Origin of the sequence: Streptomyces sp. NPDC053048 (assembly GCF_044547045.1) — a bacterium.
Taxonomy (GTDB): Bacteria; Actinomycetota; Actinomycetes; order Streptomycetales; family Streptomycetaceae; genus Streptomyces.
Genome location: NZ_JBITZS010000002.1, coordinates 718,937 through 742,739, shown reverse-complemented (window position 1 = coordinate 742,739; position 23,803 = coordinate 718,937). Strand labels below are relative to the sequence as shown.

23 protein-coding genes are annotated in these 23,803 nt (G+C 70.5%); 8 read left to right on the top strand and 15 right to left on the bottom strand.

The genetic code is table 11. The features are described from left to right. The first annotated feature begins 49 nt into the window (after nt 1–49). Nucleotides 50–2,458, top strand: a complete 2,409-nt coding sequence (locus ACIG36_RS08155; RefSeq protein WP_399923818.1) for a glycoside hydrolase family 65 protein — start codon at nt 50–52, stop codon at nt 2,456–2,458. A gap of 5 nt (nt 2,459–2,463) precedes the next feature. Here the strand turns inward: ACIG36_RS08155 and ACIG36_RS08150 are convergent, their stop codons facing one another. From ACIG36_RS08150 to ACIG36_RS08120, 7 genes are all read right to left on the bottom strand, one after another. Further along, nucleotides 2,464–3,162, bottom strand: a complete 699-nt coding sequence (locus tag ACIG36_RS08150; protein WP_399923815.1) for a helix-turn-helix domain-containing protein — start codon at nt 3,160–3,162, stop codon at nt 2,464–2,466. Nucleotides 3,163–3,300: 138 nt separating this feature from the next. Further along, nucleotides 3,301–3,951: a CBS domain-containing protein gene (locus tag ACIG36_RS08145; RefSeq protein ID WP_399923812.1), complete on the bottom strand. Its 651-nt coding sequence runs from the start codon at nt 3,949–3,951 to the stop codon at nt 3,301–3,303. After that, nucleotides 3,944–4,630 carry a CBS domain-containing protein gene (locus ACIG36_RS08140; protein ID WP_399924033.1) on the bottom strand — a complete coding sequence of 229 codons (687 nt, stop codon included), beginning with the start codon at nt 4,628–4,630 and terminating at the stop codon, nt 3,944–3,946. The genes ACIG36_RS08145 and ACIG36_RS08140 overlap by 8 nt, the downstream gene beginning before the upstream one ends. A gap of 57 nt (nt 4,631–4,687) precedes the next feature. Continuing rightward, nucleotides 4,688–5,524, bottom strand: a complete 837-nt coding sequence (locus tag ACIG36_RS08135; protein ID WP_399923809.1) for a universal stress protein — start codon at nt 5,522–5,524, stop codon at nt 4,688–4,690. Nucleotides 5,525–5,536: 12 nt separating this feature from the next. Then, nucleotides 5,537–7,906, bottom strand: coding sequence for a phosphoenolpyruvate synthase (ppsA, locus tag ACIG36_RS08130; protein ID WP_399923806.1), 2,370 nt, complete (start codon nt 7,904–7,906; stop codon nt 5,537–5,539). 237 nt (nt 7,907–8,143) lie between these two features. Beyond that, entirely contained in the window at nt 8,144–9,016 is an 873-nt protein-coding gene (locus ACIG36_RS08125; protein WP_399923803.1) for a universal stress protein, read from the bottom strand. Nucleotides 9,017–9,052: 36 nt separating this feature from the next. Further along, nucleotides 9,053–9,478: an Hsp20/alpha crystallin family protein gene (locus ACIG36_RS08120; protein WP_399923800.1), complete on the bottom strand. Its 426-nt coding sequence runs from the start codon at nt 9,476–9,478 to the stop codon at nt 9,053–9,055. Nucleotides 9,479–9,654: 176 nt separating this feature from the next. Between ACIG36_RS08120 and ACIG36_RS08115 the strand changes: the two genes are divergently transcribed. Then, entirely contained in the window at nt 9,655–10,653 is a 999-nt protein-coding gene (locus ACIG36_RS08115) for a 2-hydroxyacid dehydrogenase (protein ID WP_399923796.1), read from the top strand. Nucleotides 10,654–10,667: 14 nt separating this feature from the next. On the opposite strand, the gene ACIG36_RS08110 is transcribed toward ACIG36_RS08115, so the two are convergent. Continuing rightward, nucleotides 10,668–13,166, bottom strand: coding sequence for a heavy metal translocating P-type ATPase (locus ACIG36_RS08110; protein WP_399923793.1), 2,499 nt, complete (start codon nt 13,164–13,166; stop codon nt 10,668–10,670). Nucleotides 13,167–13,365: 199 nt separating this feature from the next. Between ACIG36_RS08110 and ACIG36_RS08105 the strand changes: the two genes are divergently transcribed. From ACIG36_RS08105 to ACIG36_RS08080, 6 genes are all read left to right on the top strand, one after another. Further along, the gene (locus ACIG36_RS08105) at nt 13,366–13,650 is read left to right on the top strand and encodes an SHOCT domain-containing protein (RefSeq protein ID WP_399924030.1); all 285 of its coding nucleotides are present in this window, start codon (nt 13,366–13,368) and stop codon (nt 13,648–13,650) included. A 165-nt stretch (nt 13,651–13,815) separates the two neighbouring features. Next, a complete protein-coding gene (locus ACIG36_RS08100) occupies nt 13,816–14,028 on the top strand; it encodes a hypothetical protein (protein ID WP_399923790.1) in 213 nt (70 codons plus the stop codon). A gap of 52 nt (nt 14,029–14,080) precedes the next feature. Continuing rightward, entirely contained in the window at nt 14,081–14,791 is a 711-nt protein-coding gene (locus ACIG36_RS08095) for a methyltransferase family protein (RefSeq protein ID WP_399923788.1), read from the top strand. A gap of 58 nt (nt 14,792–14,849) precedes the next feature. After that, complete coding sequence (locus tag ACIG36_RS08090; RefSeq protein WP_399923785.1) at nt 14,850–15,329, top strand: general stress protein; 480 nt, start codon at nt 14,850–14,852, stop codon at nt 15,327–15,329. Between the two features lie 147 nt (nt 15,330–15,476). Further along, nucleotides 15,477–16,142: a DUF305 domain-containing protein gene (locus tag ACIG36_RS08085; protein ID WP_399923782.1), complete on the top strand. Its 666-nt coding sequence runs from the start codon at nt 15,477–15,479 to the stop codon at nt 16,140–16,142. A 168-nt stretch (nt 16,143–16,310) separates the two neighbouring features. Then, the gene (locus tag ACIG36_RS08080; protein ID WP_399923779.1) at nt 16,311–16,958 is read left to right on the top strand and encodes a hypothetical protein; all 648 of its coding nucleotides are present in this window, start codon (nt 16,311–16,313) and stop codon (nt 16,956–16,958) included. 54 nt (nt 16,959–17,012) lie between these two features. Here ACIG36_RS08080 and hypE read toward each other — a convergent pair whose 3' ends face one another. Genes hypE through ACIG36_RS08045 form a run of 7 tightly spaced genes read right to left on the bottom strand, consistent with a single transcriptional unit; the run spans nt 17,013 to nt 23,742 of the window. Further along, entirely contained in the window at nt 17,013–18,050 is a 1,038-nt protein-coding gene (gene hypE / locus ACIG36_RS08075) for a hydrogenase expression/formation protein HypE (protein WP_399923776.1), read from the bottom strand. Then, nucleotides 18,047–19,162, bottom strand: coding sequence for a hydrogenase formation protein HypD (hypD, locus tag ACIG36_RS08070; protein WP_399923773.1), 1,116 nt, complete (start codon nt 19,160–19,162; stop codon nt 18,047–18,049). Before hypD ends, hypE begins: the two co-directional genes overlap by 4 nt. 10 nt (nt 19,163–19,172) lie before the next feature. Further along, nucleotides 19,173–20,510: a Ni/Fe hydrogenase subunit alpha gene (locus ACIG36_RS08065; protein WP_399923770.1), complete on the bottom strand. Its 1,338-nt coding sequence runs from the start codon at nt 20,508–20,510 to the stop codon at nt 19,173–19,175. Further along, nucleotides 20,507–21,310: an oxidoreductase gene (locus ACIG36_RS08060; RefSeq protein WP_399923767.1), complete on the bottom strand. Its 804-nt coding sequence runs from the start codon at nt 21,308–21,310 to the stop codon at nt 20,507–20,509. Before ACIG36_RS08060 ends, ACIG36_RS08065 begins: the two co-directional genes overlap by 4 nt. Before the next feature lies 1 nt (nt 21,311). Continuing rightward, entirely contained in the window at nt 21,312–22,115 is an 804-nt protein-coding gene (locus ACIG36_RS08055) for an FAD/NAD(P)-binding protein (protein WP_399923765.1), read from the bottom strand. After that, nucleotides 22,112–22,513, bottom strand: a complete 402-nt coding sequence (locus tag ACIG36_RS08050) for a Crp/Fnr family transcriptional regulator (RefSeq protein ID WP_399924027.1) — start codon at nt 22,511–22,513, stop codon at nt 22,112–22,114. Before ACIG36_RS08050 ends, ACIG36_RS08055 begins: the two co-directional genes overlap by 4 nt. A gap of 50 nt (nt 22,514–22,563) precedes the next feature. Next, a complete protein-coding gene (locus ACIG36_RS08045) occupies nt 22,564–23,742 on the bottom strand; it encodes a 4Fe-4S dicluster domain-containing protein (RefSeq protein WP_399923762.1) in 1,179 nt (392 codons plus the stop codon). Nucleotides 23,743–23,803 lie beyond the last annotated feature (61 nt).

Here is a 23,803-nt window from a genome sequence, read left to right as displayed (position 1 = left end):
GGCCGCCGTGGCGCCCGGTTCCCTGAGCAGAGCGGAAGCGAGGCCGGTGATGGGGGAGTGGACCTGGGAGTACGAGGGGTACGACCCGGCGACGGAGCGGTTGCGGGAGGCGCTCCACACGCTCGGCAACGGCTACTTCGCCACCCGGGGTGCCGCCCCCGAGAGCCGGGGCGGGCTGATCCACTGCCCGGGAACGTACGTCGCCGGATGCTACGACCGGCTGGTCTCGTCGGTCGCGGGCCGGCAGGTCGAGAACGAGGACATCGTCAACCTGCCGAACTGGCTGCTCATGCGCTTCCGGCTGCTGTCCGACGACGGCTCGCCGGGCCCGTGGTTCACGCCCGACACCTGCAAGGTCACGGACTACCGGCAGGTACTCGACATCCGGCAGGGAACGCTGACCCGGACCTTCCGGTACTGGGCCGGCGGCGGCCGGGTGGTGCGGGTGGAGCAGTGCCGGCTGGTCCACATGCGGGAGCCACACCTCGCAGCGTTGCGGACGGTCTTCACGGCTGAGGGTCGGCCCGGAGGGATCGAGGTGGAAGCCGGACTGGACGGGAACGTGGTCAACGCCAACGTGCACCGCTACAAGGCCCTCGAACGCCGCCACCTGACCGGAGTGCACGCCGGCGTGGCGGAACCGGGGACCGTATGGCTGCGCTGCCGCACGAGGACGTCCGGCATCGGTGTCGGTCTGGCCCAGCGTGTGGACGTCGACGGCCCGGCACCGGTGTCGGTCTCGCTCACGGCAGCGGGCCACCGGGCAGCGCACCGCTTCGTGTTCGTCCTGCCGGAGGACGAGCCTGTGACCGTTACCAAGACCGTCGCCCTGCACACGTCCCGGGACACCGCCATCGGTGATCCCGTCGGTGCCGCCGTGGAACGCGTCGCCTGCGCACCGGACTTCACCGAGCTGCTGCGCTCGCATGCCGTGGCGTGGGAGCAGCTGTGGGGGCAGGCGGAGCTCGACGTCCCCGGCGAGGCGGGCCGGGTGCTGCGCCTGCATCTCTTTCACGTCCTGCAGACCCTCTCCCCGCACACCGCCGACCTGGACGTGGGCGTGCCGGCACGCGGGCTGCACGGGGAGGCGTACCGGGGACACGTCTTCTGGGACGAGCTGTTCGTCCTGCCGTACCTCGACCTGCACTTCCCCGAGGTCTCCCGGGCCCTGCTGAACTACCGCCACCGCCGTCTGCCGCAGGCCGTGCGGGCGGCCCGGCAGGCGGGCCGGGCCGGCGCCATGTACCCGTGGCAGAGCGGCAGTGACGGCCGCGAGGAGAGCCAGCTGCTGCACCTCAACCCGCGCTCCGGCCGCTGGCTGCCCGACCACAGCCGGCTCCAGCGCCATGTGGGCTCCGCGGTCGCGTACAACGTGTGGCAGTACTGCCAGGCCACTGGCGATACGGAGTACCTGCACGGCAAGGGCGCGGACATGCTGCTGGAGATCGCCCGGTTCTGGGCGAGCAGCGCCCTGCTCGACACCGCGAGTGGCGGGTACCGCATCCGGGGAGTCGTCGGGCCGGACGAGTACCACGACGCCTACCCCGGCGCCGCCCGGCCCGGCATCGACGACAACGCGTACACCAACGTCACGGCCGCCTGGGTCCTCACCCGTGCCCTCGACCTGACGCGCAGCCTGCCGGCCCGGCGCCGGCAGCAGCTCGTCGAGCGCGGCCGCCTCGACCTCGGCGAACTTCCGCTGTGGGAGGACGTCTCCCGGCGCTTGGTCGTGCCGTTCCACCAGGACGTCATCAGCCAGTTCGACGGCTACGGCGACCTGGCCGAACTGGACTGGGAGCGCTACCGGGAACGCTACGGCGACATCCGCAGGCTGGACCGCATCCTCGAAGCGGAAGGCGACGCGGTCAACCGGTACCAGGTCTCCAAGCAGGCGGACGTGCTGATGCTCGGCTACCTCTTCTCACCGAAGGAGCTCGCGTCACTGTTCGAGCGCCTTGGTTACCGGCTCACGGACGAGCTGTGGCAGCGCACCGTCGACCACTACCTGCGGCGCACCAGCCACGGCTCCACCCTCAGCGAGGTCGTCCACAGCTGGGTGCTGGCCCGCGCCCGCCGCGCCGACGCCTGGCGGTACTTCCACGAGGCGCTCGAAAGCGACGTCGCCGACCTTCAGGGCGGCACCACACCCGAGGGCATCCACCTCGGCGCGATGGCCGGCACGCTCGACCTGGTTCAGCGCGGCCTGACGGGGTTGGAGACCCGGGAGGACGCCTTGTGGCTGGACCCGGTGGAGCTGCCGGAACTCTCGGAGTTCGGCTTCACCCTGCGCTACCGCGGGCACTGGGGCATCGGCGTACGGGTGCGGAGCGACGAGCTGACGGTCAGTGTGCCGGACTCGGAGGAGTCGGCGGTCAGGATCGTCCTGCCGGGCCGCTCGCTCACCGTCTCTCCGGGCGAGTGCACCTCACTGAAACTGGCCGGCACGAAGAGCGATTGACCGTCTCACCCGGTATGGATGGTGCGCCCGGTCACCTGCCCGGGCCGGATACGGACCCACACGTCGCGCTTCCCGCCGGCCCAGGGCTGGGCGCCGGGCCGGGTGGCGAGGTCCTCGGCCGTGTCGGCGTCGGTGATGTGCTCGGCCGTTCCGGTGATGAGGACGCTCCAGCCGCGGCTGAGGTGTTCGTCGATGTGGTCGACCTCGAAGGCGAGCTGATCCCCGTCGCCCGGGGCCGCGGAGCCTTCCGGATCCGTCCGGTAGACGATGCTGTGACCGTCGACCAGGAAGTTCACGGGCAGAACGACTGGTGCCGCCCCGGTGGACAGGCCGACCCTGCCGATGCCGTGGGTGCCGAGCCGTCGCCAGCACTCGTCCTCGGGCAGCTGGGCCAGCAGGGGGTGAGGGCCAGCCCCTCGCCGGCCGGGTGCGGCTTCCCGTGGGCCGCCGACGAGCTCGTCGTAGGGCATTTCCAGGGCGGCGGCGAGCTGCATGAGCGCACCGGGGTCGAAGTCGCCGCTGAACGTCTCCAGCTGGTCCAGGTAGGCCGGCGACATGCCGGCGCGGTGTGCCAGCTCCTCGCGTGTCAGCCCGAGCTGCCGGCGGCGGACGGCGCAGCGCGTGGCCACCGTGTCCTCGTGCTCCTCCTGTGGTTCCCCGGAGGCCGCCCCGGGGCCGCCGCGAGCCGGCCCGTCGGTGTGCATCTTTCGACCTCCGCGTGGACGCCTGGTACGCCTGGGGTTCCTGAGCCGTCCCCGCCTCTCAGGGGATCAGAGGCCGGGCAGTCATGCCAGCGCTGCACCGCCGATCGGGAACGGAAGAGCAGGGGCCTTGCGCGGAGCTCAGCCAGTGGGGGCGTCCAGGTGGAGGTCGACGTTGACGACGCCTTCCACGGCCCTTACCAGGCGGGCTACGAGTGGGGCCATCGTCGCGTCGGGCAGATGGCCCGAGAGAGTGACGACACCTTCCTCCACCTGGACTTCGACGGTCGGGCGCCGGTGCGGGAAGAGGCGGGCCACGATCTCGGCGCGGACCTCTTCGGCGATGTCCTCGTCGCTGCGGAGGTAGATCTTGAGGACGTCGGCCCGGCTCACGATGCCGACCAGCTTGCCTTCGGCGTCGACGACGGGCAGGCGTTTTACGCCCCTGAGAGCCATTGCGCGCGCGGCTTCGGCGACGGTGGCGTCGGCGTGCACGGTGATCGCGGGGGTGCTCATGAGGTCCTCCGCGGTACGTGCGCCCGCCTTGGCCAGGTTGCCGAGCTGCTCGGGCCGGTCGACGTGCGACGGTTCGCGACCCTTGTACTCCTCTTTCGCCAGCAGGTCCGCCTCCGAGACGACGCCGATGACACGGCCCTCGCCCGCCAGGACGGGCATGGCGCTGACCTTCCACTGCGCGAGCGTTTTGGCGATCTCCTTGTAAGGCGCCTCACTGCTGACGGCCACGACCGTCCGCGTCATCACGTCGCTGACGGTGCGCGGTGCGTCAGGCATCTCCGGCTCCCCGGGGGAAGCCGCCTCCGGTGTCGTCGGAGGCGTACGTCAGGCGCTGGTGGACGGAGACGACGCCGTCGACCGAGCGGCACAGGCGCTCGATGAGCGGAATCGTGCTCCGTGCCTCCACGCTGCCGGTGAGGGTGACCTGTCCTTCGGACACCTCGACCCTCACGGCCGAGGGCGCCAGGCCCACGGTGTGCTCCAGCAGGTCGTGTTCGATCTCGGAGCGGATGGCCTCGTCCTCGCGGAGGAAGACCCGCAGGATGTCGGCGCGGCTGATGATGCCCACGAGCTTGTCGGTCTCGTCGACCACCGGCAGGCGTTTGACGTTCTGCGTCGTCATCAGCCGGGCGGTCTCCACCACGTTCCACTCCGGCCGGGCACAGACCGGGGGAGCGGACATCAGTTCCTCGGCGCGGGCACCCTCGGCCTTGGCCCGTTCCCAGGCTTCGAGGTTCGGTACGGGCACGCGGCCGAAGGGGTCGGGCTGGTCGGCCGACTTGCGCATCAGGTCTGCCTCGGAGACCACCCCCACCACCCGGCCGCTCGGTTCGACGACCGGCACGGCAGTGACGTCGTTCTCGGCGAGCTCCTTGACGATCTCCTTGAACGGCGTGTCCGGACGTACCCGCACCACGTTGCGGGTCATGAGCTCGTCGACCGTGCGGTGCTGCAACATGATCCTCGGGTCCCTTCGTGGCAAGTCCCACATGCCCCCGTCTATGTGTTTATGTCAGCTGTGCGGTACGACCGCCACCGGACACCCGGCGTGGTGGACCGCCGCATGCGTCACCGGGCCGATGCGGGCGCCGAAAGCCGGCCGGTGCACACGACGGCCGACGACCAGCAGCTGAGCGTCCTTGGCCGCCTCGACCACGTGCTGGGCGGCCGGCCCGTCGGTCAGCCACTCCTCCACTTCCACGTTCGGCCACCGTCGCCGCCATGGGGCCAACAGCACCGCGAAAAGACGCCCACTGGGTTCCTCCTCGCTGCTGCTGCCGATCGTCGCCTCCGGTCGCCGTACGTGCACGACTCGCAGCACGGCCTGCCTGGCAGCTGCGGCCGCAAAGGCGAAGCCCAGCAGCGGGTCGTACGAACCATCCGGCTCAATCCCCACCACGACTGTGCCACCGCCCCCGGCCACAGGCGGCTCCCACCCGGTGCGGACCAGCACCACCGGTACGGCCGCATGGGCGATCACCGCCAGGCTCACCGACCCCAGCAGCCAGCCCTCAAACATGCTCAATCCCCGCGACCCCAGCACAAGCAGCTCCGCCTTCCGAGCCGCGTCGAGCAGAGCCTTCGCCGGCAGCTCGTCGACCTCCTCCACCTCGACCTCAAGTCCTGGACGGGTCTCGGCCAGTTCCTGCCGGGCCTCTTCGATCCGGTTCTGTGCCCACTCGCGCTGGGCGGAGACGCCGGGGGAGAACTGCAGGTTGCTCGTCCTCCACTCCAGCGCGTGCATGATGCGCAGCGAGGTGCCGCGTGCCACCGCCTCACGCGCCGCCCACGCCGCGGCGTTCAGGCTTTCCTCCGAACCGTCCACGCCTGCGACGACCGGTCGCACCACGGAAACCACCTCTCACGGTTGTTCGGCCGCCGCCACGTGCTGCTTCACCGGCACGAAACTGTCGGGGGCCACTGAGATGGAATCGATCCCCGCCTTGACCAGGAACGCGGCGAATTCCGGGTCGTCGCTCGGCCGCTGGCCGCACAGCCCCACAGGACGCCCGGCGGCGTGGGCGGTCGAGATCAGGGTCTCGATGCTGCGCGTAATGGCGTGGTCCGTCTCGTCGAAGACGTCGGCCAGCTCGGTCGAATCACGGTCGACGCCCAAGGTGAGCTGGGTGAGGTCGTTGCTGCCGATGGAGAAGCCGTCGAAGCGCTCGGCGAAGTCGCGGGCCAGGATGATGTTCGACGGGATCTCCGCCATGACGTACACCTGAAGCCCGTGTTCCCAGCGCCGCAGTCCTTCCTGAGCCATGACCTCCAGGACGCGGTCCGCCTCGGCCAAGGTTCGGCAGAAAGGAATCATCACCACGACATTGGTCAGGCCGAACTCCTCCCGCACCCTCCTGATCGCCCGGCACTCGAGGGCGAAGCCGTCGCGGTAGCCCTCGCTGTAGTAGCGGCTCGCACCCCGCCATCCGATCATCGGGTTGGCCTCGGCCGGCTCGAAGGGACGGCCGCCGACCAGCTTGGCGTACTCATTGGTCTTGAAGTCGCTGGTGCGCAGGATCACCGGAGCGGGCCAGCGCGAGGCGGCGATGGTGGCCACCCCGCGTGCCAGGCGGTCGACGAAGTACTCGCTGCGGTCGGCATACCCCTCGGTCAGCTCGTCCACGGCGCGCCGCTCCTCGGTGGAGAGCCGTTCGGGACGGAGCAGCGCCATGGGGTGCACCTTGACCTGGTGGGCCACCATGAACTCCATACGGGCCAGTCCGACGCCGTCCGCCGGCAGCTGCCACCAGCGGAAGGCGGCGGCCGGGTCGGCGAGGTTGAGCATGACCCGCGTGCGTGTCGTAGGCAGCCCGGAGAGGTCGACGTCCGTCTCCTCGTAGCCGACCAGGCCCGCGTAGATACGGCCCTCCGAGCCCTCGGCGCAGGAGACGGTGACGGGCCGGCCGTCGGCCAGAACGGCCGTGGCATTCCCCGTGCCGACGACCGCCGGGACGCCGAGCTCGCGGCTGACGATGGCGGCGTGCGAGGTGCGCCCGCCGTGGTCGGTGACGATAGCCGCCGCCCGCTTCATCAGCGGTTCCCAGTCGGGGTCGGTCACCGGGGTCACCAGCACCGAGCCGGTGGGGAAGCGCTCCAGCCCCACAGGGGACGCGAGCGCGCACACCGGGCCGGCGCCCACCGCCTCGCCCACGGCCACGCCGGTGGCCAGGCACTCGCCAGCGCCGGTGAGCCGGTAGCGGCGCAGCACGGCGGAGGTGCGCCGGGACCGTACCGTCTCGGGGCGTGCCTGGACGACGAACACCTCCCCTGTCCGGCCGTCCTTCGCCCACTCGAGGTCCATGGGCGTGCCGTAGTGCCCCTCGACCGCCACTGCCCACTCGGCCAGGCGCCGTACCTCGCCGTCGTCGAGCACACGCGCCGCTCGCTCCGCCGGGTCGGTGTCCACCGTGCGGGTGAGACCGCCCTCGGCATAGACGACCTTGGCGTGCTTGCCGCCGATCGACACCCGGATGACCGGGTTCAGACCCGGGTCCTTGAGCAGGGGCTTGAACACCACATACTCGTCGGGGTCGACCTGCCCGCTCACCACGCTCTCGCCGAGCCCCCACGCCGCGTTGATCACCACGACGTCCGGGAAACCGGTCTCGGTGTCGAGGGTGAACATCACCCCCGCCCCGCCGAGGTCGGAGCGGACCATCAGCTGCACTCCCACCGACAGGGCCACGGACAGCTGATCGAAACCCATCCGCTCCCGGTAGTCGATCGCCCGGTCGGTGAACAGGGAGGCGTAGCAACGGTGACACGCGTCCAGCAGCGCCTCCGGGCCACGGACGTTGAGGAAGGTCTCCTGCTGGCCGGCGAAGCTCGCCTCGGGCAGGTCCTCGGCGGTCGCGCTGCTGCGCACGGCGACGTCGGGATCGGTACGCCCGGCCTCGTGAGCGAGCCGGGCGTACGCCTGGACGACCTCGTCCCGCAGTGCCTCCGGCAGGGGCGTGGCGAGGATATCGGCGCGGATCTCCGCTCCTGCGTCCGAGAGGGCGCCCCCTGCCGCCAGGCGGGCCAGGTGCTCGGCAATGCGGTCGCCCAGGGCATCGATCCGCAGGAACTCACGATAGGCATCGGCGGTGGTGGCGAAACCATCGGGCACCTTGACCCCGGAGGGGGACAGATGCTGGATGAGCTCGCCGAGCGAGGCGTTCTTGCCGCCCACCACGGACACGTCCGAGCGACCCAGCTCGGAGAAGGGGACGACGCGTCCGCCAATGGCCATCGCGCTCCTAGACAGGTGCTGGGCACCGCCCAACCTCCGGGCGGTGACGCTGACGGGAGGGCCCATCCACTTCTCGCGGATCCGGATTGCGCGGTGCACGGTCGCGAGCCGCTTCCCCGCGTCTCCTGCGGGTCCTCCCGCCACTTCCATCACACCACGCCCCGGGGCGCCCCGCCAGTGCTTTGACCAGCAGTTTTCCGTGCCTCGGCGGGACTTCGCTGCCGTGGTTTCCGGGGCTCAAGCATGCGGTACGACAGCCACGGGACAGCCGGCATGGTGCAAGGCGTGATGGGTGACGCGTCCAAGCTGGAGGCCGATGTGCCCATGCCGCCTGGACGCCCCGAGCACCAGCAGGTCCGCATCGGCCGACAACCGGACGAGGACCTTGTGGGCAGGGCCTTCGACCGTCTCCTGGCGGACCGGTACCTGCGGGAAGTCACGTGGGGCGCAGCCCAGTGCCTTGGCCAGGGTGTCAGCGGCCTGCCGTTCGTGCGCGCGGGCCGCCTCGCCCGGTGCCACCACATGCTCCACCGGTAGCTCGTCCGGAGAGCGCCAGGTGCGGACGGCCTGGAGCTCGGCCTGCCGCACGGCTGCCGCACGGAGCGCGAAGTCCACCGCGGCCGCCGACTCGGTGGGATCGCCGACGCCTACGATCACTCGCCGGCACAGCCCGCCTACGGTGCGTCCCGTACCCCGGACCACGACCACGGGGCAGTGGGCCCGGCCGGCCACCGACAGGCTCACCGAGCCCAGCAGCAGCCGCCGGACCGCCCCGCGCCCGGACGACCCTGTGACCACGGTCCTTGCCGCGCGTGCCTCCGCCAGCAGCGCGCTCACAGCATCATCAGGCACGACCACGGCGTGAATTCCCAGCTGCGGGGCGCGCAGTCGTGCGTGTTGCTCGGCCGAGGCCACGACCTGCTCGGTCATCAGCCCCTCCGCCGGACGTTCGTCGTCGGGAGCAGTCACCGACCCTTCGTAACGCTGCCACAGGGACGCGCACACGATGCGCAAGGGCAGGGCGAGACGGACCGCCTCGTCCACGGCCCAGTCCAGTGCGGTCAGGCTCGCATCGGAGCCGTCGACTCCGACGACCAGGGGAAGCTCCATCGCTCCACCACCTTGTCCGGCCCTTCTCCTGTTCCGTCAGTCGGCGCGACTTATGGGGATCCTGCGCGGGGCACGTTCCTTCTCGGCCGCGCGGGGCACGGTCACCGTGAGGATGCCGTCTCGGTACTCGGCCATGAGGCCTTCGTCGGGGATGGGGAACGGCAGCCGAACCGTGCGCTCGAACGAGCCGTAACGGAATTCAGAGTGCCGTTTGTCCTCCTTGCTTTCGCTGTGCTCGGCCCGGACGGTGAGCGTGTCGCCCTCGGTCGTTATCTCGATGTCCTTCTCGGGATCGACGCCGGGCAGCTCGGCGCGCAGGATGTACTGCTCACCACTGTCCGAGACCTCGATCGGGATGGTGTGGGCGCCCCAGGCCACCGGTACGGCGGGGAATCCCGAGCCCAACCACTCCATCAGCTCGGGAAGCCCGGACCGGTGCCGCGGGGCGGGCGTGCCTGCCATGACGGCCTCCTTTGTGAGTGACGTCGTCGAACGACCCTTCTCCTTCCACGATCCCTCGCCGGGGAGGAAGCCCCACACGGCGGGCGTCACGCCGATGGACGGCTCGGCTGCCGCCTCCGCCCCGAATACCGGGATCCTGGGTAAGGGAGGACGACCGGCTACAGGAGCGCGGGATCATGACGGGAGTCGTCGCGTACGGGGTCACCGCAGACGAGCGGCCACTGCTGGTAGGGGCACTGGGCGAGGCCTACGACCTGCGCTGCCTGGACCTGACCCTCGACCGGGACACGGCCGCTACGGCGGCGGGCCGCCGGGTGGTGTGCAGCAGCGTCAATGACGTGCTGGACGAGGAGGTGCTGCGGATCCTCGCCGACGGCGGCATCGAGCTGATCACCCAGCGTGCCACGGGCTACAACAACATCGACCTGGCGGCGGCGCGGGCGCTGGGGCTGACGGTGGCCAGGGTCTCGTGGTACTCGCCGTACGCGGTGGCGGAGTTCGCCTGGGCGCTGGCTCTTGCGGTCAACCGCAGACTCCCGAGAGCGGTGACCCGCACCCGGGACTTCGACTTCCGGCTCGACGGGCTGATGGGCCGGGACTTCCACGGGCGGACAGCGGGCATCCTGGGCACCGGCAAGATCGGTACGGCCTTCGCCCGTATCGCCGCCGGCTTCGGCATGCGGCTGCTCGGGCACGATGTGGCACCCAGTGAGGAATGTCGTGCGCTGGGTGTCGAGTACGTCGGGCGGGACCGGCTGTTCGCCGAGTCCGACCTGCTCAGCCTGCACACGCCGCTGGTGCCCGAGACGTACCACGTCGTCGACGCGGCAGCGCTGGCTCTGATGAAGGACGACGCCATCCTGATCAACACCGGCAGGGGAGGGCTGGTCGACGCTCATGCGCTGGTCGAGACCCTGCTCGCCGGGCGGCTGCTGGGAGTGGGCCTGGACGTGTACGAGGAGGAGGCGGGCGTCTTCTTCTTCGACAAGTCGCTGGAGGTGATGACGGACGAGACCCTCGCACGGCTGATGACCTTCGGCAATGTCCTGGTCAGCTCTCACCAGGCCTATTTCACCCGGGAGGCGGTGGGCCAGATCGTCGAGACCACCGCCCGGAACATCGCCGACCATCTGGCAGGCCGGACGAACGACAACACCCTCGTGGCACCGGCCTGAGCCGAGCCGTCGGCTCAGGGGCGCGTCGATGTGGGGCGCCAGTGCCGCAGGCGGGAGGAGTTGGTGACCACCGACAGGGAGGACAGTGCCATGGCGGCTGCGGCGATGACGGGGCTGAGGCGGATGCCCCACAGGGGGTAGAGGGCGCCGGCGGCGATCGGCACGCCGACCGCGTTGTAGACGAGGGCGAAGAACAGGTTCTGCCGGATGTTGCGCATGGTGGCGCGCGAGAGGCGGATGGCGGTGGCCACGCCGGTCAGGGAGCCGGAGATGAGGGTGATGTCGGCGGCTTCGATGGCGACGTCGGTGCCGGTGCCGATCGCGAGCCCGACGTCGGCCGCGGCCAGGGCGGGGGCGTCGTTGATCCCGTCGCCCACCATGCCGACGGTGCGGCCCTCACCCTGCAGGCGGCGGATCTCGTCGGCCTTGTGCTCGGGCAGGACCTCGGCCAGGACCCGCTCCACGCCCACCTGCTGAGCGATGGCATGGGCGGTGCGAGCGTTGTCGCCCGTGATGATGACGACGTCCAGGCCGAGTTGTCGGAGTGCGGCGATGGCTGAGGTGGAGTCCTCCTTGAGAGTGTCGGCCACCGCGAGCACTCCGGCGGGACGGCCGTCGACGGCGGCGAGGACGGGCGTCCTGCCCTGCGCGGAGAAGCCGGTCGCCACCGCCTCCAGCGCGGCGGCGTCGATGCCGGCGTCGGCGAGCAGCCGTGCGGTGCCGACCAGTACGGCCCGGTCGGCGACGGTGGCCTGGACTCCCTTGCCGGTGACGGAGTCGAACGCGCTCGCCTCGGGAAAAGTGAGGCCGCGTTCGCGGGTTCCGGAGACGATGGCCGCGGCGAGGGGGTGCTCACTGGTTTGCTCGGCCGCGGCGACCAGCGTCAGCAGCTCGTTCTTGTCGAAGCCCGCAGCCGTGTGGATGTCAGTGAGGACGGGCTTGCCCGCGGTGACGGTGCCGGTCTTGTCGAGGACGACGGTGTCGAGTTTGTGCGCGGTCTCCAGGGCTTCGGCGGAGCGGATGAGGATGCCGGCCCGGGCGCCTTTGCCGGTGCCGACCATGACGGACAGGGGTGTCGCGAGCCCGAGCGCGCAGGGGCAGGCGATGATCAGTACGGCCACGGCGGAGACGAGGGCGAGGGTCAGGGCGGGGGCCGGTCCGCTGGTGAACCAGACGGCGAACGTGGCGATCGCGATGGCGATGACCGCGGGGACGAAGTAGGCGGATACGGCATCGGCGAGCCGCTGGATGGGGGCTTTGGACGCCTGGGCCTGCTGCACCAGACGGATGATCTGGGCCAGCATCGTGTCGGCGCCGATTTTGCTCGCTTGTACACGCAGGGAGCCGGTGCCGTTGACGGTGGCGCCGATGACGGTGTCCCCGGTCCGTTTGGTGACCGGTATCGGTTCCCCGGTGACCATCGACTCGTCCACCGGCGAAGAGCCTGAGAGCACCTCGGCGTCGACGGGGACCTTCTCACCGGGCCGGATCACCAGCTCGTCCCCGACGACGACCTCCTCCACCGGGATCTCCTGCGCGTTGCCGTCGCGGATGACCCGGGCGGTACGGGCCTGGAGCCCCAGCAGGGCGCGGATCGCCTCTCCGGTGCCGGCCTTGGCACGCGCTTCCAGGAGGCGGCCGAGGAGGATCAGGGTGAGGATGACGCCGACCGCCTCGAAATACACCTCGCGCACGTCCTCGGGGAAGAGGAACGGCGCGAGGGTGACCAGGAGGCTGTAGCCGTAAGCGGCGGTGGTGCCCAGGGTGATCAGGGAGTTCATGTCGGCGCCGCGATGGCGCAGAGTCAGCCAGCCGGTGGAGTGAATGGGCCGGCCCGTGTAGAACATCACCGGTGTGATCAGGGCGAGTTGCAGCCAGTGATTGAGCATCCAGCCGGGCACCCAGTCGGCCCCGAACAGCTCGTGGGCCATCACTGCGAACAGCACCGGCAGGGTCAGCACCGCGCCGACGACGACCCGCCGGGTCAGGTCCGTGATCTCCGACCGGCGCTCGGCGGTCTCGGCCGCCTCCGCCTCGGCGGCAGCCCCCGAGGGAGGCGCTTCGCTCGGCGGCCGGGCCGTGCCCTCCGCCTCACCGGGGGCGGGTGCGGGTGGGGGCGCCGTCGCCGTCGTGTCCTGGGCCGGCTCGACCAAGAGCGTTCCGCGGATCATGTTCATGCCGCAGGCGAATCCGAAGGAGCCGGCCCGGTCCGGCTCGAGCCGGACGGTGGTGCGGGTGAAGGCCGGCAGGGCCGCGCTGACGTGCAGGTCGGGGAAGACGACCCGGGAGGTGCACTCCCCGGTTTCCTGCCGGTCGAAGACCAGCTCTGCCGGGATCCCCTGGCGCAGCATGATCACGTCCGGGCTGTAGCCGCCACGCACCGTGACCTCGGCCCGCTGCACACCGCCCTCGACAGTGGCGGCACGAGCTCTGCGCGGGCCGAAGAAGAACCACCCCAGGGCCGCCATCAGCCCGGCCGCGATCACGGCCACGACAACGTCGACGGTACCCATCACGGGCCTCCGTCCCTGCCGGGAACAGCTTTCGTCTTCCAGCCTGCACCCCTGCCTCGGGACAGGACCACTGTCGTTGGCCAGGGCCACACGGCCCCTTCGCCCACCCGGGCGAGACGAGGGAAAATGGACAGTGAGGGGCCTGCCGTGCAGGCCCGGCGCCCGGGACCGCCTGGGGAAGTGAAGTGAGAATGATGTTCTGGTACGGCCACAACATGAGTGGCTGGGGCTGGTTCGCGATGGCGGCCAGCATGATCCTCTTCTGGGCACTGATCATCACCGTCGCCGTCCTGCTCTTCCGGGCCTTGGCCCGCCCGACTCCGCCCGGCGTCGGGGGCACACCGGCTGGCACAAGGAACCGCCCCCCAGCAGTCCCGAGCAGATCCTCGCCGAGCGGTACGCGCGGGGCGAGATCGACGAAGAGGAATACCAGCGCCGCCTGGCCACCCTCCGAGGCTCGCCGCCGGGCCCGCCCGAGCCCTGAAACCAGACCTGGCCGCGCCGCTCCCACCAGCAGCCGGGCACCTACCGTCCGGGAGGCCACGATGACCGCACCTGCCGGTCCGGACGCGCTGGTCGCCAGCGCGACTGGCCATGGTTCCCTGTACGCCAAGCTCGGCCACGTGCCCCGTTCGCTGCGGAGCCACTCATGAGCACCCACCACACCGACCCGGGCCGGGACAAGCGCGGCAGGCACGGGTGGCTGATGATGGCCTGCTGCGTCCCAATGATCATTGCCGCGATCGTCCTGGTCGCCACCGGCATCGTCAGCGCCGGCTACCTGATCGTCGCCGTCATCTGCGTGGCGATGATGGCGTTGATGATGCGCGGCATGGGCCAGGGCGGCGACGGCCGCTCCTGACTGCTGGGGGCTGTGACCGGGCCTGAGAACCGTCCCCGGGAAGGTGAGGACGATGGCTGACCCCTCGTTCGGCCTGTGGCCGCTGGTGGTGGTCAACACGGCCCTGTTTATCCTCTTCGCCGCCAGCTTCTTCCACCCGAAGACCAAGCGGGACTGGCGTGCCATGGGCGCCTACAGCGCGTTCCTGCTCGCCCTGTTCACCGAGATGTACGGCGCCCCACTGACGGTCTACTTCCTGGGCAGCTGGCTGGGCAGTCAGTTTCCGCTGCTGAAGGACACCCATGCCGGCGGCCACGTGTGGAACGACCTGACGGGTTGGTCCGGCGACCCGCACCTGAGCCCCTTCCACCTGGCCAGCTACGCGGCGATCGGCGGCGGATTCTGGCTCATCGCCGCCGCCTGGAAGGTCCTGCACACCGCCGCCCAGAACGACCGGCTGGCCACCACCGGCCCGTATGCCCGCGTGCGGCACCCGCAGTACGACGGCCTGCTCCTGGTGATGATCGGCTTCCTGCTCCAGTGGCCCACCATCCCCACCTTGATCATGTTCCCGATCCTCGTGTACGTCTACGCCCGCCTCGCCCGCAACGAAGAACGTGAGGTCGCCCAGCGATTCGGCGACGCATGGGACGCCTACGCCGCCCGCACCCCCGCCTTCTGGCCGCGCTTTGCTCGTCGTGCCGGCGTCCCGCCGGGCGACGGCGGTATCGCACCGGGTTCAGCCGCCGGTCAGCGACCAGGGCCTGGAGCGAATCACCCATGATCGCTGCGCCGGACGTGACGCCCACACCCCGTCCGTCTCGCCGAGAGGTAGTACAGCCATGACCTCGCCGCACCCCCCGACCGCCGCCGACCGCCCGGTGGTCGGCTCCTACCCGGACTACGACGGCGCTCAGCGCGCGGTCGACTTTCTCTCCGACCGCCATTTCCCGGTGGAACGCACCGCGATCATCGGCTCGGACCTGCGTATGGTCGAAACCGTGCTCGGCCGGCTCACCCGCGGCAAGGCGGCACTGGCCGGAGCGGGCACCGGTGCCTGGTTCGGACTCCTGATCGGGCTGCTGCTGTCCCTCTTCGCCGCAGGCCCCCACCACTTCCTGGTCCTGCTGCTCAGCGGCCTCCTCTACGGCGCCGTCTTCGGCGCCCTCTTCGGCTTTACCGGCCACGCGATGACCCGCGGCCGCCGCGATTTCGCCTCTCGTAGCCAGATCTTGGCAGCACGCTACGACGTGGTCGCCGACCCCCAGGTCGCCGACGAAGCCAAGGATCTGCTCATCGAGCTCGGCCGGCGCGAGACATGACCAGCCGGCTGTGATGGCGCCGGCGGCGCGAGAAGCATGGACCACCGCGCCCAAGCGGGCGCTGCCACGGCGCGCCACTCTCCGGGTCCGGAACGGAGCGCGTACAGGTAGGTAAGGCACATCCTCGCACCCAGGAGCCCGGAGTCCATGAACACGAGCCGTTCCCTGCCTCGCCGTGCCGTCACGACCGCCGCCACGGTGGCGGCAGCGGCGCTGATCCTGACAGCCTGTGGGGACAACGGCGGTAATGGTGGTGGTACCTCCACCAGCACACATGCCACTTCCGCGACACCCGGGGCGTCGGCGACGCCCTCGGTCCCGGCCGGGCCCCACAACCAGGCCGACGTCACGTTCGCTCAGGGGATGATCCCGCACCACCGTCAGGCCGTCGTCATGGCAGAGATGGCCGAGTCCCATGCCTCCTCCAGCGACGTCAAGGCCCTCGCGGAGAAGATCAAGAAGGCTCAGGCGCCGGAGATCGAGACCATGACCGGCTGGCTGAAAGCCTGGGGCGAGCAAGTCCCCGCAGGTATGGGCGGCATGGACCACGGAGGCCCCTCGGGCATGCCCGGCATGATGGGCGACCACGAAATGGGTCAGCTCAAGGGTGCCTCCGGCAGCGCCTTCGACAAGATGTTCCTGACCATGATGATCACTCACCACGAGGGCGCCATCGAGATGGCCAACACCGAGAAGCGTCAGGGCGCCTACGGGCCGGCCAAGGAGATGGCCGACACCATCGTCACCTCGCAGACCGCAGAGATCGCCCAGATGCGCAAGATGCTCGGTACCAGCTCACCGTCCCCGACCTGATCCCACCCTGGGCGGCACCCGAACGGTGCCGCCCAGGCACGGACCCGGATCGGCCTACGGAGAGCGTCAGGGCCTGTGATGGGCCCTGCCAGCTCACGACGCAGCCAGGGCGGATGCGCTTGTGGGCCGGACTGTCAACCGTGTAAACGTCGACGCGTGGACCCTGTCGTGTCTCTGCAGCACATCCCTCCTCCAGGCGCGCCGCTGCGCGGCGAAGAGCCGTTCATCGGTGCGGGAGGGGCAACGATCCTCGATTTCTGGCGGTACGCCTTTCCGGATCTCAAGACCAACACCACCCGCGGCCTGCTGGCAGAGTTCCTCGTACACCGCGCTGTCGGGGCGCAGCAGAGAAACCAGGAGTGGGAGAGCTTCGACGTACTCACCGCCGACGGGCTGAGAATCGAGGTGAAGAGCAGCGCCTACCTGCAGGCATGGGGCCAACGTAAGGTCACGAAGATCGTCTTCGATCGGCTGCGAACCCGCACCTGGAGTCCACAGACCGGTGACGCGACCGAGCCCAGCTTCAACGCCGACGTGTACGTCTTCGCCGTACACACCGCCACCAGCCACGACGACTACGACCCACTGGACGTCGGCCAGTGGCAGTTCTATGTCGTCCCCAGCCCCTTGATCGAAGCCAAAGGCACGAAGAGCCTGGCTCTGAATTCCGTCCGAGCCCTTGCAGGAGATCCCGTCCCCTACTCGGACCTGGCTGACCGGATTCGCGCCGCCGACCCTCGTGTGGCAAACACGAACGCGGAGCGCAGTCCCAGTACGACGAACCTCCCTCCCGACCGGCGCCGGCCCGCCCGCTGACCGGTTGCGGAACGCCCGGTATCTGCTCTTTTGGTGTTCGACCGTCTCCCGCCGTCAGCAGATGCGGGGCAGTTGTTCGCCGAGTGGCATGTCCACCACGCGCCGAGCACCTACCGCCGTCCGCATGACGACGCGGCCGGGGTGTCCGTCGGCCGCGAGTACGTTTCCGATGCGTACCGCGCCGCTGCCTTCCGGCAGGGAGCGCAAGGCGGCCAGTGCCGCGTCGGCGGCGTCGGGCGCGACGAAGGCGACCATGCAGCCTTCGTTGGCCACGTGCAGGGGGTCGAGCCCGAGGATGTCGCAGGCCGCGGCGACGGGCCCTGGCACCGGTACGGCGCCCTCGTCGATGTCGACCGCCACTCCCGAGTCGCGGGCGATCTCGTTGAGCGCGGCGGCCAGCCCGCCGCGAGTGGGGTCGCGCAGGACGTGGAGCCGGTCGCCGAGCGGGGCGAGGGCCGCAACGAGACGGTGGAGGGGGCGGGTGTCGGAGGCGATGTCGGCTTCGAAGCCCAGTCCTTCCCGAGTGCTGAGCACGGCCGTTCCGTGTAGGCCGATGGGGCTCGACAGCAGCACGGCGTCGCCCGCACGGGCGTCGGAGGCGGACGGGGAGAGCCCGGGGAGGCGTCTGCCGATGCCGGTCGTGGTGATGAACACCTGGTCGGCCGCGCCCCGGCCCACGACCTTGGTGTCTCCGGTGATCACCGGTACGCCCGCCTCCTGGGCCGCCTTGCCCAGCGAACGCAGCACGGCCTCCAGCCGCCCCAGTTCCAGTCCTTCCTCGACGATCAGGGCCACCGACAGGGCGATGGGTACGGCGCCGCGCATCGCCAGGTCGTTGATGGTGCCGTGGACGGCGAGGGAACCGATGTCGCCTCCGGGGAAGAACAGCGGGCTGACGACGAAGCCGTCCGTGGTCATCACGAGTGCGTCGAATCCGGGCAGGTTTGCGGCGTCTTCCAGCGGGCCGTTCTGCCCACCGAAAGCTGGAAGGACCGTGTGCTCCAGGAGTTCGGCGGTGAGCCGCCCGCCGGCGCCGTGACCGAGGAGGACCCGCTCGCTCTCCGCACGAGGTACAGGGCATTCGGCGATCATGAGGACGATCCCTTCTCAACAGGATGGGCGACGCGCCCCGCCGCGTGGAACGCCGCGCAAGTGCCCTCGGCCGACACCATGGGTGCGCCGAGCGGGTGGCGGGGCGTGCAGCGCGTTCCGTAGGCGGTGCAGTCGGTGGGCAGCCGTGCGCCGGTGAGGATGCCGCCGGCGATGCACTCGGGGTGCTCCGCCGAGCGCAGGCTGTCGACGTCGTACCGCCGCGCGGCGTCGAACGCGGCGAATTCCGGGCGGAGTTCCAGACCGCTGTGGGGGAGTTCACCGATGCCGCGCCAGGCGCGGTCGGTGACCTGGAAGACGCGGGCGACGGCGGATTGCGCCTCGCCGTTGCCCTGGCGGCGTACGGCCCGTACGTACTGGTTCTCGATCTCGGCCCTGCCGTCCTCGAGCTGCCGTGCGGCCATCAGGATGCCTTCGAGCAGGTCGAGGGGTTCGAAGCCGGTGATGACGACGGGTACCTGGTAGCGGGCGACGATGGGTTCGTACTCGGTCCAGCCCATGACCGCGCACACGTGCCCGGCCGCCAGGAACGCCTGGACCTCGCACTCGGGCGACTCCAGCAGCGCCGTCATGGCGGGTGGTACGAGGACGTGGCTGACCAGCATGCTGAAGTTGCGCAGCCCCAGGCGGGAGGCGTGCAGGACGGCCATGGCGTTGGCGGGAGCCGTGGTCTCGAAGCCGACGGCGAGGAAGACGACGTCCCGGTCCGGGTGCTCCTCGGCGAGCTTGACGGCGTCCATGGGGGTGTAGACGACGCGTACGTCCGCGCCACGGGCCCGCAGGGCGAGCAGGTCGGTGTGGGAGCCGGGGACGCGGAGCATGTCGCCGAAGCTGGTGAGGATCACGCCGGGCCGGGCGGCGATGGCCATGGCGCGGTCGAGGGTCTCCAGCGGGGTGACACAGACCGGGCAGCCGGGGCCGTGGATCATGCGCATGCCGGCGGGCAGGAGTTCGTCGATGCCCTGGCGGACGAGGGTGTGGGTCTGGCCGCCGCAGACCTCCATGATCTGCCAGGGGCGGGTGGCGGTGCGGTGGAGTTCGTCCAGCAGCCGGCGGGCGAGCTCCGGGTCGCGGTATTCGTCGAGGTACTTCACGCGGCGTTCCTCACGCTCGTTCGACGGTCAGATCGAGGAAGTGGGCCGAGCAGGAGATGCACGGATCGTGGTTGCGGATGGCCCGTTCGCACAGCCGGGTCAGCTCGGCGTCGGTGGCGTCACCGTGCAGCAGTCGGTCCTGGACGATCCGCCTCAGATCCTCCTCGATGGCGCCCTGGTTCTGGGAGGTGGGCGGGACGAGGCGGGCGTCGGTGACGAGCCCTTCGGCGTCGAGGGTGTAACGGTGGTAGAGGGTGCCGCGCGGTGCCTCGGTGGCGCCGTGGCCCGTCCCTGCCCGTGGCGGGACCTCCACGGCGGGCTGCGGCGGTCGCTCGTAGGCGTCGATCAGGCGCAGTGCCTCGTCCACGGCGTAGAGGACTTCGATGGCGCGGACGACCACGCTGCGGAAGGGGTTGCGGCAGATCTCCCCGGAGGCCGGGTCGGCCAGTCCGGCCGCCCGCGCCGCCTCCCGGACGGCGGGCGGGAGCCGGTGGCCGCTGATGGCGTACCGGGCCAGGGCGCCGGTGAGGTGCCGCCTGCCGTCCAGCCGGGCTTGGAGCGCGGTGGAATGGGGGACCTGCTCCTCGACCACGTGGGAGGTGAAGTCCGCGACAGGGAACGTCCTCGTGGCGTGCCCGTCACCGTGGGACAGCACGGTGGGGGTGCCCGTCTCGATGGCGTACGTTCCCGGTTCGGCCAGGGCGAGGAAGTCGGCGTCGCACTCGGCCTCGGGGAAATCGAAGCCGGCCACCCAGGCCACGGTCGCGAACGCGTCGTCACGCGCCTGCCGCAGCCGCTCGGTCAGGGGACGGAATTCGGTAGGTGTGGGGGTGCGGTGGAAACCGCCGACGCGGACGTTGATGGGATGGATGGAACGGCCGCCGAGGAATTCCATGATGCTGTTGCCGGCCTGCTTGAGCCGCAATCCTCGCTCGACATCGGCGCGGTGGGTCCGGGAGAGCTCGATCGCGTTCTCGCGGCCGAGGAAGTCAGGTGCGTGGAGCAGATAGATGTGCAGGGTCTGGCTCTCGATCCACTCACCGCAGTACAGCAGCCTCCGCAGTGCGGCCAGTTGCCCGTCGACGGTGACACCGCAGACGTTCTCGACGGCGTGGCAGGCGCTCATCTGGTAGGCGACGGGGCAGATGCCGCACACGCGCGAGGTGATGTCCGGTGGTTCGGTGTGCCGGCGGCCGCGCAGGAACGCCTCGAAGAAGCGCGGCGGCTCGTAGATGCTCAGCTCGGCCCGGGTGACGGTGCCGTCGCTGATCAGCAGTCGCAGTGCTCCTTCTCCCTCGACGCGGGCGAGGGCGCCGACGTGCAGGACGCGCGAGCCGCGGTGCGTCATGAGGGTGTCCCCCCTTCGCCGAGCAGCCCGGGTGGTTCGATCGCGGCGAAGTCGTGGACGTTGAAGGTGTGCAGGAAGCGGAGGATGTCCTCGTCGCTCATGCCGTCGCTGCGCAGCAGCGGGATCATCGCGGGCATGTTGGTCGAAGCCGACGGTCCGAAGCAGCCGTAGCAGCCCCGTCCGTAGGCCGGGCAGAGAGCCCCGCAGCCCGCGTGGGTCACCGGGCCCAGACAGGGGGTGCCGTGGGCGACGGGGAGGCAGGTGGTGCCGCGTCGTTTGCAGGCGAAGCAGACGCTGTGGTTGGGGATGTCGGGGCGGCGGTCGGCGAGGAAGGCGGTGATGACCTCGATCAGCTGGCCACGGTCGATGGGACAGCCGCGCAGTTCGAAGTCGACGGGGACGTGGGCCGAGATGGGGGTGGAGGTGGCGAGGGTCTCGATGTACTCGGGTTTCGCGTAGACGGTCGCGCGGAATTCGGCGACGTCGGCGAAGTTGCGCAGGGCCTGGACGCCGCCCGCCGTGGCGCAGGCGCCGATGGTCACGAGATGACGGGATTCGGCGCGGATGCGTCGGATGCGTTCGAGGTGCTCGGGGGTGGAGACCGAGCCTTCGACGAGGGAGAGATCGTACGGGCCCGGCTGGATGTCGCTCGACGCCTCGACGAAATGGGCGATGTCGATCTCGGCGGCCAGCGGCAACAGCTCGTCCTCGCAGTCCAGCAGGGTGAGCTGGCAGCCGTCGCAGGAGGCGAACTTGAACACGCCGAGCCGGGGGAGGGAACGTTCGGGCGGCTCGGTCATCTCACAGCTCCCGGACGGCGAGCAGGCGCTCAGCGCGGTCGTAGCCGACGACGGGCCCGTCCCGGCACAGGAGCAGGGGGCCGAGCTGGCAGTGGCCGCAGTGGCCGGTGGCGCAGTGCATGTTGCGTTCGAGGGAGACGTGGATGTGATGCGCCGGGACGCCGCGGTGCAGCAGTTCTCGCGCGGTGGCGCGGATCATGACCTCGGGGCCACAGACGAAGGCCGTGGTCTCGTGCGGGGTGAACACCGCCTGCTCCAGCAGGGTGGTCACCACTCCGACACGGCCGGTCCATTCCGGTCCCGCGCGGTCCACCGTCACGCCGCAGTACGGGCGCCCCCAGCCATCCAGTTCGTCCCGGTACAACAGGTCCTCGGGCGTGCGGGCGCCGATGAGGACGTTCAGCCGACCCTGGTCGCGGGGCGAAGACGACGCGGCCTGGACGAGCGGCCGCAACGAGGCCAGGCCGATGCCGCCCGCCACCACGAGCAGGTCGCGTCCGGCGGCGGCCGACAGGTCCCAGCCGGTGCCGAAGGGCCCCCGCACACCCACCTGCGTGCCCGGACGGACGGCGCACAGGGCGCGCGACACCGCGCCCACCCCACGGATGGTGTGGGTCAGGGTGCCGGCCCGCAGACCGGCGACGGACACGGGGATCTCGCCGACCCCGAAGGCGTAGAGCATGGCGAACTGGCCAGGCGCGAAGGCCGGCAGTGCCTCGCCGACCGGTCGCAGCTCGATCGTGCGGGTGTCGGTGGTCTCGGCCCGGTTGTCCACGACCTGGTAGGGGAGGGGGACGGCGGTCACTGCGCCGAACCGCTTCCGTAGGGGCCGTAGAGGTCCAGCAGCCGCGTCCGGGCGGACCGCAGGCGGTGACCGATGACCTCCACGACATACGTGAGCAGCGCGTGGTCGAGTTCCGGGCTGTGCTCGCACAGGGCGAGCACCTCGGCCGCGTCGAACTCCCAGGCCTCCACCGGGCGCGCCGCCTCGGCTCCCAGGTGCCACTGGTGTGGCGGGCACAACCACGACCAGCCGACCAGACCGCCCGCGCCGACGGTCTCCACGACCACGGCCCGACGGCCGGGCACATGGATGTCGAGGTTGACGGTGCCCGTGCGGATGACCCAGAAGCGGGCTGCTCGCTGGCCCTCCTCGAAGAGCCGTGCGCCCGTCGGGAACGACACTTCACGGCCCAGCTCCATGAGCCGCTCCCGAGGACCCGCCGGGATGGCTTCGAACAGACCGGTGCCTTTCACGACGCCTCGTCCTTTCTCCCGGCCTGCCGGTCGAGGGACTCTTGGTGCAGGGCATGGGCCTCTTCTGTGATGTCGATGGCGACCGGGCACCAGACGATGCAACGTCCGCAGCCCACGCAGCCGGAGCTGTCGAACTGGTCCCACCAGGTGCCCAGCTTGTGGGTGAGCCACTGGCGGTAGCGGCTGCGCCCGGTGCTGCGGACCGAGCCGCTGGGCAGGTGTGTGAACTCCAGGTCGTAGCAGGACTCCCAGCGGCGCCAGCGCTCGGCGTGGTCGCCGGTCAGGTCGGTGACGTCCTCGGTGGTGGTGCAGAAGCACGTCGGGCAGGCCATGGTGCAGTTGCCGCAGGTCAGGCAGCGGGCCGCGACGTCGTTCCAGCGCTCGGCATCCAGCGTGCCCGCAAGCAGCGCGCGCAGGTCGACTTCTGGCATGGTCCGGCCCATCCGCCCGGCGGCGGCCTCGACGTCCTCGCGAGCCCGCGTGCGAGTGAGGTCGTCGGCGGGCTGGCGCGGCAGGCTTGCCAGGATCTCCGCGCCCTCCGGGGTGCCGGCACGGGCCAGGAAACGGTGGCCCGCGTCGTCCAGCACCTCGGTCAGTGCGAGGTCGTAGCCGGGCTGCGCGGCGGGGCCGGTGCCCATGGAAACGCAGAAGCAGGTGGCACCTGGTTCGGTGCACTCGACGACGACCAGGAAGGCACCGCTGCGGCGTTCTTCGTAGGCGTCGTCCCGGTGGCGGCCCCCGATCATCACCCGGTCCTGGATCTGGATGGCCCGCAGATCACAAGGCCGTACGCCGAGAAAGGCGAACGAGATGGGCTCGGGGTGTTCGGCCCGGACCGTCATCTCACCGTCCGGTCCGCGGTCCGCGCTCCACTGCCGCACCCGCTGCGGGTGCAGGAAGTTCTTCCACGACTGCGGTCCGGCACTGTGGGCGAAGGCCGCGGCGTCGACCCGCCGTTTGATCCGGTAGTAGCCGCCCTCCAGCTCCACCCCCCAGCCGTAGGGAAGCTCGTCGGCGGACTCGAGCTCGGCCAGCACGATGGCGCCGTCCCGTTCGGTCGGCCCGACCACCGTCCGGCCCCGGGCGCGCAGTTCCCCTACGAGCGCCTCGATGCCTTCCAGGTCCAGCACACAGGCGCTGCTGTCGGCGTCCGGCGGTGCCGTCGCGGAAGCCATGACATCTCCTGCTCGCTCGAAGGGCGGTGCTGTCTTCAGCCTGATCACACCCCCGACGGCC